13 protein-coding genes are annotated in these 13,228 nt (G+C 66.6%); 3 read left to right on the top strand and 10 right to left on the bottom strand.

Features of this window, described 5'->3' with window-relative positions; genetic code table 11:
- Positions 1 to 46 precede the first annotated feature (46 nt).
- From D9V32_RS04385 to hrcA, 4 genes are all read right to left on the bottom strand, one after another.
- Positions 47 to 400, bottom strand: a complete 354-nt coding sequence (locus D9V32_RS04385; RefSeq protein ID WP_121647689.1) for a histidine triad nucleotide-binding protein — start codon at positions 398 to 400, stop codon at positions 47 to 49.
- A 58-nt stretch (positions 401 to 458) separates the two neighbouring features.
- Positions 459 to 1,202, bottom strand: a complete 744-nt coding sequence (locus D9V32_RS04380) for a 16S rRNA (uracil(1498)-N(3))-methyltransferase (protein ID WP_121647688.1) — start codon at positions 1,200 to 1,202, stop codon at positions 459 to 461.
- 2 nt (positions 1,203 to 1,204) lie between these two features.
- A complete protein-coding gene (dnaJ, locus tag D9V32_RS04375) occupies positions 1,205 to 2,305 on the bottom strand; it encodes a molecular chaperone DnaJ (protein WP_121647687.1) in 1,101 nt (366 codons plus the stop codon).
- Positions 2,306 to 2,399: 94 nt separating this feature from the next.
- Positions 2,400 to 3,422: a heat-inducible transcriptional repressor HrcA gene (hrcA, locus tag D9V32_RS04370; protein ID WP_121647686.1), complete on the bottom strand. Its 1,023-nt coding sequence runs from the start codon at positions 3,420 to 3,422 to the stop codon at positions 2,400 to 2,402.
- A 233-nt stretch (positions 3,423 to 3,655) separates the two neighbouring features.
- Between hrcA and D9V32_RS04365 the strand changes: the two genes are divergently transcribed.
- Positions 3,656 to 4,606 carry a DUF4870 domain-containing protein gene (locus tag D9V32_RS04365; RefSeq protein WP_121647685.1) on the top strand — a complete coding sequence of 317 codons (951 nt, stop codon included), beginning with the start codon at positions 3,656 to 3,658 and terminating at the stop codon, positions 4,604 to 4,606.
- A gap of 69 nt (positions 4,607 to 4,675) precedes the next feature.
- Here the strand turns inward: D9V32_RS04365 and D9V32_RS04360 are convergent, their stop codons facing one another.
- The 6 genes from D9V32_RS04360 to D9V32_RS04335 are packed head-to-tail and all read right to left on the bottom strand — an operon-like array spanning position 4,676 to position 10,578.
- Positions 4,676 to 5,662, bottom strand: a complete 987-nt coding sequence (locus D9V32_RS04360) for an LLM class flavin-dependent oxidoreductase (RefSeq protein WP_121647684.1) — start codon at positions 5,660 to 5,662, stop codon at positions 4,676 to 4,678.
- Positions 5,659 to 6,693: an adenosine deaminase gene (gene add, locus D9V32_RS04355; RefSeq protein WP_121647683.1), complete on the bottom strand. Its 1,035-nt coding sequence runs from the start codon at positions 6,691 to 6,693 to the stop codon at positions 5,659 to 5,661. The genes D9V32_RS04360 and add overlap by 4 nt, the downstream gene beginning before the upstream one ends.
- Positions 6,690 to 7,484, bottom strand: a complete 795-nt coding sequence (locus D9V32_RS04350) for an amino acid ABC transporter ATP-binding protein (RefSeq protein ID WP_121647682.1) — start codon at positions 7,482 to 7,484, stop codon at positions 6,690 to 6,692. Before D9V32_RS04350 ends, add begins: the two co-directional genes overlap by 4 nt.
- Positions 7,481 to 8,398, bottom strand: a complete 918-nt coding sequence (locus D9V32_RS04345; RefSeq protein ID WP_220700651.1) for an amino acid ABC transporter permease — start codon at positions 8,396 to 8,398, stop codon at positions 7,481 to 7,483. The genes D9V32_RS04350 and D9V32_RS04345 overlap by 4 nt, the downstream gene beginning before the upstream one ends.
- A 3-nt stretch (positions 8,399 to 8,401) precedes the next feature.
- Positions 8,402 to 9,685, bottom strand: a complete 1,284-nt coding sequence (locus D9V32_RS04340; protein ID WP_121647681.1) for an LLM class flavin-dependent oxidoreductase — start codon at positions 9,683 to 9,685, stop codon at positions 8,402 to 8,404.
- A 2-nt stretch (positions 9,686 to 9,687) separates the two neighbouring features.
- The gene (locus D9V32_RS04335; RefSeq protein WP_121647680.1) at positions 9,688 to 10,578 is read right to left on the bottom strand and encodes an ABC transporter substrate-binding protein; all 891 of its coding nucleotides are present in this window, start codon (positions 10,576 to 10,578) and stop codon (positions 9,688 to 9,690) included.
- A 189-nt stretch (positions 10,579 to 10,767) separates the two neighbouring features.
- Between D9V32_RS04335 and D9V32_RS04330 the strand changes: the two genes are divergently transcribed.
- Together D9V32_RS04330 and D9V32_RS04325 are read left to right on the top strand one after the other, a co-directional pair.
- Positions 10,768 to 11,952: an LLM class flavin-dependent oxidoreductase gene (locus D9V32_RS04330; protein WP_121647679.1), complete on the top strand. Its 1,185-nt coding sequence runs from the start codon at positions 10,768 to 10,770 to the stop codon at positions 11,950 to 11,952.
- A 225-nt stretch (positions 11,953 to 12,177) separates the two neighbouring features.
- Entirely contained in the window at positions 12,178 to 13,215 is a 1,038-nt protein-coding gene (locus tag D9V32_RS04325; RefSeq protein ID WP_121647678.1) for a substrate-binding domain-containing protein, read from the top strand.
- The last annotated feature ends 13 nt before the right edge of the window (positions 13,216 to 13,228 follow it).

Here is a 13,228-nt window from a genome sequence, read left to right as displayed (position 1 = left end):
ACCGGCCGGAATCTCTCCCTCGGGAGCGGGCCCGGCCGAATACGCGTTAGGCACCAAGTCGCCCCTCTTCCAGCTTGCCGGACAGCACGTGCGCGTGCACGTGGAAAACGGTCTGGCCCGCGTTGGCACCGGAGTTGAAGACGAGTCGATAGGAGCCATCGGCGAACTCGTTGGCGATGTTCTGGGCGAAGAGCACGAGCTCGGCAAGGAGCTCGGGATCGGCGGCGGCCAGTTCGGCCACAGTTACATATTCCTCGGTTTTGGGCACCACAAGGATGTGCACCGGTGCCTGCGGTGCGATGTCACGGAAGGCGATCAGGTGATCGGTTTCAGCGACGATGTCGGCGGGAATCTCGCGGGCGATGATGCGGCTAAAGATACTCGGCTCGGTGGCTGTCATGGCTCCATCCTAGCGATCCAGGTGAACACACGGGGTGTGCGCGCCGAAGAATTCGTCACTACCAACGCCCTAACAGTGCGGTAATCACCGACAGTGCGGCGGGCCCGGCGGTCGAGGTGCGCAGGATGGTATCCCCCAGCACAACCCGGTGGGCACCGGCGCGCTCGAGCGTCTCGAGCTCACGCGGGGAGATTCCACCCTCGGGGCCAACCACGAGCACGATCGGCCGTTCATCGCTGGCCGCGCGAGCCCGCACGTGCGCGGTCAGGGCTACCGGACCGGTCGGGTCGAGAATCAGCACCTCGTGATCGGCGGTCAACGCGGCCACCCCGGCGAGATCCAGCAGATCGTGCACGTGCGCCAGGTGCGGCCGGATCGACTGCTTCGTGGCCTCGCGGGCGATCGTGGCCCAGCGGGCGCGCCCCTTGACCCTCTTCTGTGCATCCCAGCGCGAGATGCTGCGCTCGGCGGCCCACGGATACACCGCGGACACACCCAGCTCGGTCGCGGCCTGCACGGCCATCTCGTCACGGTCCCCCTTGGCGAGCCCCTGAACCAGAATCAGTTCGGGGGTCGGCAGTGGCACCTGACGCACCTCGATGGCCTCGGCCTCAAGGAGCCCCGGGGACGACTGGGTGACGCGCGCGAGCACCCGCAGTCCGGCCCCGTCGCCGAGGAAGATCTCCTCGCCCGGACGAATACGGTTGACGGTCACGGCATGCTTCGCCTCCGCACCCTCGAGGGTGACGGTGTCGCCGACGGCGGGTGCCGCGGAAAACTCACGCAGAAAGAGACTCGACATGGCTATCCGCGCAGCTTGTCGCGCAGCTTCGCAAAGAGACCCTGCTGGAACTCGCCCAGCGCCGCGGTCTTATCCTTGCGCTTCGATGCGAACTTCTCGATCAGCTCACGCTCGCGGTGGTCAAGCTTGGTCGGTGTCATCACCTGGATACCGATCCGCAGGTCGCCACGGCCGTGGCCGCGCAGCTTGGTAATACCCCGGTCGCGCACGGTGATCACGTCCGAGCTCTGAATGCCGGGCTTGATCTCTACCTCAAGCTCGCCATCGAGGGCCGAAATGGTGGTGGTCGAGCCGAGAATCGCCTCGGTCATCGGCACCTCAAGGGTGCACAGCAGGTCGTCGCCGTTGCGGCTGAAGACGTCGTGGTGTCGCACCTTCATTTCCAGATAGAGGTCACCGTTGGGGCCACCGGCGGGGCCGATCTCACCCGAGCCGGGCATCTGCAGGCGCAGGCCGGTCTCGACACCGGCGGGGATGTCCACCGAGACGGTGCGGCGGGCACGCACGCGGCCCTGCCCCTGGCAACCCACGCAGGGGTTCGCGATGATCGTGCCGTATCCGCGGCAGGAGCCACAGGGTGCCGAGGTCATGACGTTACCCAGCAGGCTGCGAACTGCGCGCTGGATCGAGCCGGAACCGTGGCAGATATCGCAGGTAACCGGCTGCGTGCCGGGCTGGCAGCAGGAGCCCTGACAGGTCTCACAGAGTACCGCGGTGTCGACCTCGAGGTCGCGGTGGGTGCCGAAGATGACCTCGCCGAGGTCTAGCTCGACCCGCAGCAGGGCGTCCTGCCCACGCTCGCGACGCGACTTCGGGCCGCGCTGCTGACCACCGCCGCCAAAGAACTGCTCGAAGATGTCGCCAAAGCCGCCGAAGCCGGCGTCACCGCCGCCCTGACCGGTCTCGCCGCGGTCATAGCGTGCACGCGCATCGGGATCGCCGAGTACGTCATACGCGTGGGTCACGAGCTTGAAGCGTTCCTGGGCATCCTCGGAGGGGTTCACGTCAGGGTGCAGCTGGCGAGCCAGCTTGCGGTAGGCCTTCTTAATCTCATCAGCCGATGCGTCCTGCGAAACGCCCAGTACCTCGTAGTGGTCAGCCACCCGTGATCCTCCATGGTGGCGACGCCGAAGCGCCGCTCAAGTTGTCTGTGTGTTGTCTCATGTCTGACACGGCAGGTGAGTGCCGCGCCAGGGGTTAGTTCTCGCCGAGCTGGCGAGAAAGATAGCGGGCCACGGCGCGAACCGAGGCGATGTTGCCCGAATAATCCATTCTGGTGGGTCCGAGGACCCCGAGGCGCGCAATTTCGCCCGCAGAGGAACGGTAGTTGCTCGCGACGATCGAGGTTTCCGACAGCCCGAAGGGCTCGTTCTCCCGGCCGATGCGGGCGGTGATGCCGAGGGTGTCGATCTGCATCTCACCGAACAGGCGCATTAGAACCACCTGCTGTTCGAGGGCCTCGAGCACCGGATAGATGCTACCGGCGAAGTCCTCCTCGCTGCGCGCGAGGTTTGCGGTGCCGGACATCACCAGGCGATCCTGGCGGTACTCGGCCAGCTGCTCGGTCAGCGCATCACAGATGCGATCGACCAGGCCGGGATGGCCGGGCAGGCCGAGCGCACGGATGCGCTCGAGCGCGCGGGAAGCATCGGCAACACTCTGCCCGAGGAGTTCGTGGTTGATGCGGATCTTGAGGTCGTCAAGGTCGGATGCATCGAGCGGCGCGACGAGTTCCACGGTGCGCTGCTCGACCCGGCCGTTGTCGGTGATCAGAACCACCAGCAACCGCACATCACCCAGCGAAACAAGCTCGACGTGGCGCACCTGGGCGCGGGCAAACGAGGGGTACTGCACGATCGCCACCTGATTGGTGAGCTGCGACAGAAGCCGGACGGTACGCGACAGTACGTCGTCGAGACCCACGCCGTCGCCCAGGAACTCCTGGATGGCACCGCGCTGAGCGGAAGAAAGCGGGCGCTGCTCGGCGAGGTGGTCTACAAATACCCGATAGCCCTTATCCGTGGGCACGCGACCCGAGGAGGTGTGCGGGGCGTGGATGAGCTCCTCATCTTCGAGCTGCGCCATATCGTTACGAATCGTGGCGGCGGATACCCCGAAGGCATGACGCTCCACAATGCCCTTCGAGCCCACCGGCTCGCGGCTGGAGACGTAGTCCTGAACGATAGCGCGAAGGACGGCGAGACCGCGTTCGGAAACCATCGAACACCTCCCTCTTCTGCCCCAAACCTTTGGAGCGACGCCACCGGACGGGATCGAGAGCCATTCGCGGGGAACTAGCACTCGACACCACTGAGTGCCAATTCTACCGCTCGGCAAGGACAAGAGCCAATCACCGCCGCGCCTCGTCCAGGGTTAATGTGCGACAAAATATGGGTGATACCCCGTAACAAGGCATATCAAATTGCCCCCATCGGGGCTATTCTGTAGCCACTATGAGCGAGAATACTGGATCACACCCGGATAACCCGGAGGAGAACGCCGCCGAGGACGCCATCGTCGACACCCCGGCCACGCACGCCACCCACGGTGGCGAGTCCGTCGCGCCGGACGCACCCGGCGCACCCGATGTCTCCGCGGCACCCCTCGGCTCCGAGACGCCGCCGGCACCGGAGATTCCGGATGCCCCGAGCCTGCCGGGTGCCCCGAGTGCGCCGACCTCGCCCGAGACACCGGGTGTACCCGGAGCGCCGGTTCCACCGCCCGCACCGCCCGCTGGCCCGGACGAGGGCGCGCATGCGGCGCCCCAGCAGCCCGCGGCCCACCCGGGTGCCGCACAGCCAGGCCAGGAATACCCGCCGGCCGCACCGCAGGGTGTGCCGCCGCAGTTCGGCGCTCCTGGCACGCAGGCCCCCGGACAGGGATACCCGCAGGGTGTCCCGCCGCAGTTCGGTGCCGGCCAGCAGGCACCGGGCTATCCCGCGCCGGGTCAGCAGACCGGCTACGGCCAGCCCGGGTATCCGCCGCCCGGCGGCGGCTACCAGCAGCCGGGCTTCCAGCAGCCCGGTGGCCAGTATCCCGCGAGCGTTCCCGCCGTGCGCCCCCTGACACCGGAAAATGATCGGCTGTGGGGTTCGCTGTCGCACTTCGCCGGTATCTTCAGTTTCCTTCCGGTTCTGATCATCTGGCTCGTTCTGCGCGATCGAGGACCGTTCGTCAACCAGGAGGGTAAGGAGTCACTGAACTTCCAACTCTCGGCCTGGATCCTGATTGTCGCGCTTCAGATCGTCGGAACGATCACCTCGTTCATTGGCATCGGCGTCATTCTGCTCTTCCTGTCTGGACCGGTCTACATCGTGGCCATCGTTTTCGCGATCGTTGGCGGAGTCAAGACCTCCTCGGGTGCACCCTACCGATACCCGCTGACCTACCGCTTCATCAAGTAGGCGTAATACAGCGAACCGGCCGGCCCCAGTGGGGCCGGCCGGTTTTCTGCACCCGGGGCGGTGCCGCGTCTATGCGCTGGCGTAGCGACTGGGGCGATGGGCGATCCCCAGGCGTTCGGAGAGCGTGGGGGCGTCGGCAGCCGGTTCGGCCTCCCAGCTCGCCAGCAGTTCCGCGGCAACCGCGCCGCTCGCGCGCAGCTCTACGCCGTCCACACCCGGATGATTGCGCCAGGCCAGAAGGGCGGCTCGAGCCCCCGATACGACATCAGCAGCGGCCAGCTCAATGCTCACCACAATGCGGGTGGGGGCTGCCGCCACGGCGGCGATTCCCACAGCCAGCGCTGCCACGGCGTTCACGGCATCCTCCACCAGCTCGGGCTCAACGAGGAGTACGTCGGCACGGGTGTCCGTGGCCTCTCCGGCCAGCGCGGCCGTCAGCGAGTGAACATCGCGTACCCGGACAAACACCGGCGGCTGCCCCTGCGGCGGTCGCGGAGTGATCAGTGGGCCACGCACACGGAAGTACGTTCCGTCGTGATCAATCGAATGAACGCGCGCGCTGTCCACGTACTGCCCGCTCTCGCGATCACGAACGGTGGCACCGTCCTCCCACGAATCCCAGAGTTCACGTAGCACCCGGGTGAACTCGGAGGCCTGTTCGGCCCGTTCGGCCACACCGAGGGTGTGAGCGGCGGGATAGAGACGGTCACCGAGCGCGGTGGCCGCCGAATCCAGCGCGACACCCGCCCGTCCGCCGGACAAAAAGTCCAGCGTCGCAATCTGCTTGGCCGCGTGAAATGGTTCCGCATAGTGGGTGGCGATGCCGGGAACGAGCGCGATCTGGTCGGTCTTGCGGGCAAGAAACGCGAGCGCCTCCCCCGCATTTGCGTGCGGAGCACCGTCGGCGGCGCGGGCGAACGGATCATCGAGGCTGAGGAAGTCGAAACCGAGTCGGTCCGCATCGCGGGCGATGCTCACCAGCACGGCAATATCCGCACCGGTTTCGCCGAGCGAATCGTCCGTGAGGGCGAGCCCAATCAGCGATGCCGCGGTCACCGCGTCACCTCAACACCCACCCGAGCGGGGCTCTCGCTCCACGCGGCGGCGCCGATCTGCCGCAGACGCTCCGTGATCTCTGGGCCACCCACCTGCCCGAGCACGCCGGCATAGTAGAGCCCGCGGGCGCTGGCACCGGCGGCGAGTGCGATGTCGTGCTCGCGGCCGAGGTCGGTGCCAAACATGGCCGGATCATCGGTATTCACGGTGACCGGAACCCCGGCCGACACCAATCCGGCGATTGGATGATCGGCGATATCGGTGATGACCCGGGTGCGCAGGTTCGAGGTGGGGCACACGTCGAGCACGATGCCGCGCTCGATCAGCTCGGTGGGCAGCGTCGGGTCCTCAAGCGCACGGAAGCCGTGGCGGATACGATCGGCACCCAGGAGATCGATGGCCTCGCGAATTGAGTGCGCGCCATCGTCCTCGCCGGCGTGCGGAACCGATGCCAGGCCGCCATCGCGGGCCACCCGGAACATGTTCGTGAACTTGCTCGTCGGGGCCGCGCGCTCGCGACCGCCGAGGCCGATGCCCACGATGCCGCGATCGCGGTATCGCACCGCATCACGCACGATCTGCTCGCTGAGCTCGGCGGGCCGATTGCGGTCCACGTCCGGGGTCAGGCGCACGAGGACGCCGGTCTCCTCATAGGCCTCCTGAATGCCGTCCGTGAAGCCGGTGAAGAGGGCGTCGGGGTCGATACCGCGCACGTAGTACTGACCGGGTGAAAAGATCCCCTCCAGATACACGGCGCCGTACCCTGCGGCTTCGCGGGCGTAGTCCACCACGACCCGGCGGAAGTCCTCCGGCTGGAAGAGCACGTCGGTGGTGACGTTCCAGACGTCGATGAAGTGGTTGAAATCGGTGAAGTTGTAGAAGCTTTCGAGCTCTTCCAGGCTCGCCACCGGCAGGGTTACGCCGTTCTTGGCGGCGAGCTCGAAGAGCGTAGCGGGGCGGACGGACCCCTCCAGATGAACGTGGAGTTCGATCTTGGGGGCCAGGTCTGCGGCGGGGGTGACGGAGGTCATCCGATGGACTCCTTGGTACTGGGGATTGCGGAGGGGGCGCTCTCCGGATGGATCATGCTGGCAACAAACTGCCGTGTTCGTGGGTGCTGCGGGGTGTCAAGAATCTGACCGGGCGTGCCCTGCTCCACGATCTCACCGGCACTGAGGAACACGATGCGATCGGCGATGGTGCGGGCAAACTGCAGCTCGTGGGTGGCGAGGATGAGGGTGAGACCGAGCTCGCGTAGCTCGCGGATGAGCGCGAGCACCTCCCCCACGGTTTCGGGGTCGAGCGCGGAGGTCACCTCGTCGAGCAGGATCACCTCGGGCTCGGTCGCGAGCGCCCGCAGGATGGCCACGCGCTGCTGCTGACCGCCCGAGAGCCGGTCCGGATACTCGTCCGCTTTGTCCGCGAGGCCGAAGCGAGCGAGCAGCGCACGAGCCTTGGCATCCGCCTCGGAGCGCGAGAGCTTACCGAGCTTGCGCGGTGCCAGCGTGATGTTCTGCAGCACGGTGAGATGCGGGAACAGGTTGAACTGCTGGAACACCATGCCCACACGGCGGCGCACGCTATCGCGCCCGCCCCGCCCGGCGTCGCCGGACACCGGTTCGCCGTGCACGAGGATCTCCCCCGCGAGGCTCTCCTCAAGCAGGTTGATGGTACGCAGAAGGGTGGACTTCCCGCAGCCGCTCGGACCGATCAGCGCCACAACCTCGTGTGGGGCCACGTCGAGCGAAATGTTTTTCAGGGTGAGGTGAGAGCCGTACGCCTGCGAGAGATTGCGGATACTCACCGCGGCGACGCCACTCATACGGCACCACCCATCCCACGTCGCAGCTGGGCGCGACGCAGCAGGTGGTCGGTGAGGCGGGTGAGCGGAATGGTGATGCTCACAAACAGCACAGCGGCCACCAGGTAGGAGGTGAAGTTGAACGTGGTGGCCGAGTACGCCTGAGCGGCGCGCGAGGCCTCCATCGGGCCGATGACCGAGATCAGGGCGGTCTCCTTCTGCAGGGCAATGAACCCGCTCATGAGCGGCGGCACGACCCGGCGCACCGCCTGCGGAAGCACGATGTACCAGAGCGTGCGGCCGTGACCGAAGCCCAGGGCGCGCGCTGCGGCCCGCTGGCTGGGATGGATCGACTCGATGCCGGCCCGGTAGGTCTCGGCGGTATAGGCGGCGGAGGTGAGCACGCACCCCACCGCACCCCAGAACAGCGGCGAGGAGCTCAGCCCCTCGATGCGCAGGGCCGGGATCCCCATGCCGAGCATGAGGATGACCAGGATCGCGGGCAGCCCGCGAAACAGGTCGATGTATCCGATCGCGAAGGCGCGCAGCGGGAAGAACACCGGCGAGGACAGGTTGCGCAGCAGCGCCAGGCCGAGGCCCACGACCAACACGATCGGTTCGAGGATGATGAACAGGATCACGTTGAGCATGAAGCCGTCCCACACCTTGGGGAACGACAGCACGAAGTGCTCGGGGCTGAGGAACGCCCCCTGGAAGGACTCCCAACCGGCCGAGGAAGACAGCCCGATGCTCAGCACCGCGAGCAGCACAACGGTACTGACCGTGGCGATGAGGGAGGATCGCCGCACGTCGCGGCGCTTCCACCACGGCGGGCGGATCAGCAGCGCGGACAGCTCGTCATCGCTCAGCTTCGGCGGGCCGGGTCTCCCCACGGGCGGGGTGGCCGGCGGGGCCACCCGATCATCGATACTCACGTGCTATCCCCTCTCGGCGAGGTGATCGTGAATCGTGCTCCCCGCGTATTCGGTGCGATACACGCCGAGTTCCTGAAGCTCGGGGATGACCCGGTTCACAAACGCATCGAGTCCGCTGGGCACCACCGAGGGGTTGACCACGAAGCCGTCGGCGGCTCCGGTCTGAACCCAGTGGTTAATCTGATCGGCCACGCTCTTTGGCGTACCCACGAAATCACGTCGCGCGCGCACCTCACCGAGGAGCGCCCGGGTGGAGAGGCCACGCTCACGCTGCAGGGAGCGCCAGGACTCCACCAGGACGCGGGCATCGCGTTCGCCGCCCACCTGTCCGCGCGCATAGCGGTCGGCGTGCTCCCAGTCGGGATCCTGGGTGGGCAGCGGGCCGTCCACGTCGAAGTCGGTAAGGTCGATTCCCCAGACCTCCTCGAGCAGGAAGACGGCGACCTTCGGGGTGACCTCCTGCAGACGCCAGTCGGCGGCGATCTCACGCGCCTCGGCCTCGGTATCACCGAGCACAAACGAGGTACTGGGCAGGATGATGAGGTCATCGGTGCGACCGGCCGCGCGACGACGGGTGCGGAGATCCTCACAGAACTCGCGGGATCCCTCGATGCTGCGGCGTCCGGCGAAGATCACGTTCGCGTGGGCCGCGGCGAGATCACGGCCCTCGGGGGATCCGCCGGCCTGGACGATCGCCGGACCGTTTCCGGGCAGCGCGGCGATGCCGCTCGCGGCCTCGCCGCCCGACCAGATTCGTGCGGTTTCGGCGAGGAAGGCATCGGCCTGCCGGTAGCGATCGGCATGGGCAACCATGCGCCCGGGCCGGAAGTTCGCGGAGGCACCCACACCGAAGCTCGTGTGCGAGGTCACGACGTTCCAGCCGGCGCGGCCGCCCGAGAGGCGGTGCAGCGTGGCCAGGCGCGTGGCGACATCTGCGGGGTCGGAGAAGGTGGTGCCGATGGTGGCGACGAGCCCGATCCGCTCGGTCTCGGCGGCGAGGCCGGCGAGCACCGTCAGCGAGTCGGGCTTATCGAGGATCGCGTGCTCCACCACGCGGCCGCGGTGTTCCTGGAGCCAGTTGGCCTCGGCGAGGAAGACGAAGTCGAAGAGACCATGCTCGGCGCTCTGAGCGAAGCGGCGGAAATCGGAGAACTCGATCTGGCTGCCGGCCTCGGGGTGACCCCAGAGCGTGTGGTGGTGGTCATTGGGGTAAAACGCACCGAGGTGCACCCGGCGCAGGTTTGCGCCGGATGCACTCTCGAGTGGGGATTTTTCTGGTGTTGCCATTATTACTGGGTGTACTCCTGTACCTCGGCGGGCAGCGGCAGCCACTCCTTTTCGAGGGCGTCGATCTTACCCTCGCTGCGCAGCTGAGAGAGGGCCTCATCCACTGCGGGAACCAGGGGGCTGTTCAGGTCGAAGACGAAGCCCATGCCCTTGCTCACGCCGTTGTCTTTCAGCAGGCCGGCGATCTTGAGGTCCTTGAACTGGTTCAGCACAACGTTCTGACCGATCTGGAGGTCCACCACGATGGCGTCAACCTGGCCGTTTTCCAGGGCCTGGGTGCTCAGTGCGACGGTGTCGAACGAGAGCACGTCCTTGGGCTTGATGGTCTGCGTGATGTAGCTGTCCTGGGTGGTACCGGCCACGGTTCCGAAGCGGTACTTGGCGAGGTCGGCGACGCTCTTTGCCTCGAGGGCCGGCGAGTTGTCCTTGGTGATCACGACGCTGCGGGAGGTGTAGTACGGGTCACTGAACGACACGGCCTTGGCGCGCTCGTCGGTGATGGAGACCTCCTGGGTGTAGAAGTCAAAGTCCTTCGGGCCCGGGGTGAACGAGGCCGCGAATGCGGTGTAGCCCCACTTCACCTGGTCCTTCTTGAAGCCGAGCTTTTCGGCCACCGCGTAGGTCAGTGCGCTCTCGAAACCCTTGCCGTTGTCCGGGGTGTTGTCGATGAACCACGGGGACCATACCGGATCGTCCACGTGCACGGTCAGGGTGCCTTCCTTCACGAGCTTCAGCTTGCTCGGGTCGCCGATGCTGACGGTCTCGGATGCCGAGGAGGAGGGCTTGGCCTCGGGAGCCGCGGACGAGGAACACGCGCTCAGCGTCAGGGCGGCCAGGGCGGTCATCCCGATCAGCGCCAGTGCGCTGCGGCGGCGAATACGTGAGTGGGTCATGCGGGCTCCTTAGGTGATTCCCCTCGCGATGCGTCGGCCGGGGTGGGGCCGCCTCCAGGGAGGAAGGGGGGATGGCATCACTTTAGGAATCTCTTCGAAGTTTTCATCATCGGTGACGTTATGTCACGCAACATTGCGCCGTGTGACGGAGGGGTATTGTGTCGCGCCCGGGGTTGGGAGGATGTCTGAATGACGTCTTTCCCCACGGCCGCGGGTGCGCACGCATCGGCCGACACCGCAATCCCCCTTTCGGTACTTGACCTCGTCCTCATTTCGGAGGGCGGGAACGCCGCGAGCGCCCTTCGCGAGGCCGTTGTGCTCGCCCAGACGGTCGAGTCGGCCGGGTATCGCCGCTACTGGGTGGCCGAGCACCACCTGTTTCCGGGCGGCGCGGGATCGGCCTCATACCTGCTGACCCCGACCATCGCGCAGGCCACCTCGGCCCTTCGCGTGGGCACCGCCGTCATCATCGTGGACAACCACACTCCGCTGCAGGTCGCCGAGATTGCCGGGACCGTCGCGACCCTGACCGGGCGTCCGTTTGACCTCGGCATCGGCCGCGGCGGCCCCACCGCGGATCAGGTGGCGCGGGGTCGACAGACCAACGCCGCGCTTGAAGCCGGCACCGTACAGCCCGGCCCGGTCGGCGAGCACCGGGTGGATGACGGCGTGGTCATTCCCTCCTGGGTCGTGGCACCCTTCATCGATGTGCGCGCCGAGCTCAATAATCGTCTGCTCAACCGTTACCCGGGCAACCCGACCGATTTTGGCGAGCAGGTGGATGACATTCTGGGCTTCCTCCGCGGCACGTTTACCCCGCCCGAAAACGTTCCCGTCACGGCCACTCCCGCCGAGGGTGCCGACGTGGAGGTCTGGGTCCATGGAAGCTCCGCGGGGGTTTCCGCCGAGGTCGCCGGTGCCAACGGTCTGCGCTTCGGGGCGAACTATCACGCGCTCCCGCAGAACATCCTCGCAACCGTCCAGGCGTATCGTGATGCCTTCGTGCCCTCGGCCGAGCTCGCTGAGCCCTACGTCGCCGTATCGGTTGACGTCCTCGTTGCCGACACCGATGAGGAGGCCCAGCGACTGGCGAAGCCGTTCGAGCGCTGGCTGCACACGATTCGCACCACCTACGTGGGCACGCCCTACCTGAGTCCGGAAACCGATGCCGCGAATCCCCTCACGGCGGAGGAGGCGCTGCTGGTATCGGATCGAGTCGCCAGCCGAATCGTGGGCTCCCCCGAAACCGTCGTTTCGCGCCTGAAGGCGCTGCGTGATGCCACCGGTGCCGATGAGTTTGTGATCACGACCCAGGCGCACAGCCTCGCCGTTCGCGAGCACTCTTACCGCCTGTTGTCTGAGTTCTGGCGCTAGGCCAGCGCCGCACAGGTCACGAGGATCGCGGCCGCATCACCCGGAAGGGGGATGTGGCCGCGATCGTCGTTTTGTCCGGGTATGCCGCCGTTTCCTTATTCCGGATGCCGCGGGCCCGCCGTAGCCTCGCAATACGGTCTTCCACACGGAGCGATGTTGCTCCCGAGGCGATCGGAGATCTGGGACCGGCAACGAGGCCGGCCCGCACACAGCAAAGGAATCGTCATGCTCAACAGAACTCACGGAAGATCCCGCACCGCCCTGGCACTCGCCGGTGCCGGGCTCCTACTCGGCCTTACGGCCTGCTCCTCGGGAATGGACGCACCCACCGAGGGTGCCGCCGGCGGGGGCACCAAGGACGGCCCCATCACGATCGCGTACCTGCAGAAGCAGGGCGATCAGCAGTACTTCGTCGATGAGGCCGAGGGAGCAAAGGCCGCGGCCAAAGAGCTCGGCAATGTCTCCATCAAGGTGGTCAACCTCGGCGTAGACGCCAACAAGGCAATCAGCGAGATGGACTCGGTCATTGCTCAGAAGGTGGACGGCATCATCATCGTGGTCCCCGATCAGCAGATTGGCCCGCAGGTGCTCGATGCCGCGAAGACCGCGGGCATCCCGATCATGGCCTCCGACGATGTCATCAAGGACGCCTCGGGTAAGGAAGCGCCCTTCGCGGGCTTCGACGGCACGGCGATGGGCACCAAGGTGGGCGAGGAGGCCGCGCGCCTCTACGCCGCCTCCGGCTGGACCGCGGACAACACCCGCATCCTCTCGGCCGGGAAGCTCGACCTGTCGGTATGCACCCAGCGCATGGACGGTGCCGAGGCGGCCTTCGCCAAGGCCGTCGGAGCGGACGGCCCGCAGGTCATCAAGATCGGCACCGACAACTCCGCCACCGATGCCCAGAACAAGGCCGGTGCCACCATCACCGCCAACGCGGGAGTGAAGAACTGGGTGGTCTGGGGCTGCAACGATGAGAGTTCGACCGGCGTGGTGACCGCGCTGCAGAACTCCGGCGTTGCGCCGGCCGACATCAACGGCGTGGGCCTCGGTGCCTACCTGGCCTGCAAGGACTGGTCCGCGGGCCAGACCACCGGCAACAAGTCGGCACTGTACATTTCCGGTGTCGAGGTCGGTAAAGCCGCGGTGAAGTCCATGGTGGACCTCCTGCGCAACGGCACCGCGCTGCCGCCAGCATCGATTGCCAACACGGAAATCGTGGACGCGAGCAACTGGCAGGAAAAGGGCGTCGCCTGCACCTAGGCCGCTGCCCGGC

This window comes from Mycetocola tolaasinivorans (assembly GCF_003667565.1).
Lineage (GTDB): Bacteria > Actinomycetota > Actinomycetes > Actinomycetales > Microbacteriaceae > Mycetocola > Mycetocola tolaasinivorans.
This window is presented reverse-complemented; position numbering and strand designations above follow the sequence as displayed.

Bases quoted from the DNA above. Each gene is read 5' to 3' on its own strand.
- D9V32_RS04385 (WP_121647689.1), bottom strand. From the start codon at position 400: ATGACAGCCACCGAGCCGAGTATCTTTAGCCGCATCATCGCCCGCGAG.
- D9V32_RS04380 (WP_121647688.1), bottom strand. From the start codon at position 1,202: ATGTCGAGTCTCTTTCTGCGTGAGTTTTCCGCGGCACCCGCCGTCGGC.
- hrcA (WP_121647686.1), bottom strand. From the start codon at position 3,422: ATGGTTTCCGAACGCGGTCTCGCCGTCCTTCGCGCTATCGTTCAGGAC.
- D9V32_RS04365 (WP_121647685.1), top strand. From the start codon at position 3,656: ATGAGCGAGAATACTGGATCACACCCGGATAACCCGGAGGAGAACGCC.
- add (WP_121647683.1), bottom strand. From the start codon at position 6,693: ATGACCTCCGTCACCCCCGCCGCAGACCTGGCCCCCAAGATCGAACTC.
- D9V32_RS04350 (WP_121647682.1), bottom strand. From the start codon at position 7,484: ATGAGTGGCGTCGCCGCGGTGAGTATCCGCAATCTCTCGCAGGCGTAC.
- D9V32_RS04340 (WP_121647681.1), bottom strand. From the start codon at position 9,685: ATGGCAACACCAGAAAAATCCCCACTCGAGAGTGCATCCGGCGCAAAC.
- D9V32_RS04335 (WP_121647680.1), bottom strand. From the start codon at position 10,578: ATGACCCACTCACGTATTCGCCGCCGCAGCGCACTGGCGCTGATCGGG.
- D9V32_RS04330 (WP_121647679.1), top strand. From the start codon at position 10,768: ATGACGTCTTTCCCCACGGCCGCGGGTGCGCACGCATCGGCCGACACC.
- D9V32_RS04325 (WP_121647678.1), top strand. From the start codon at position 12,178: ATGCTCAACAGAACTCACGGAAGATCCCGCACCGCCCTGGCACTCGCC.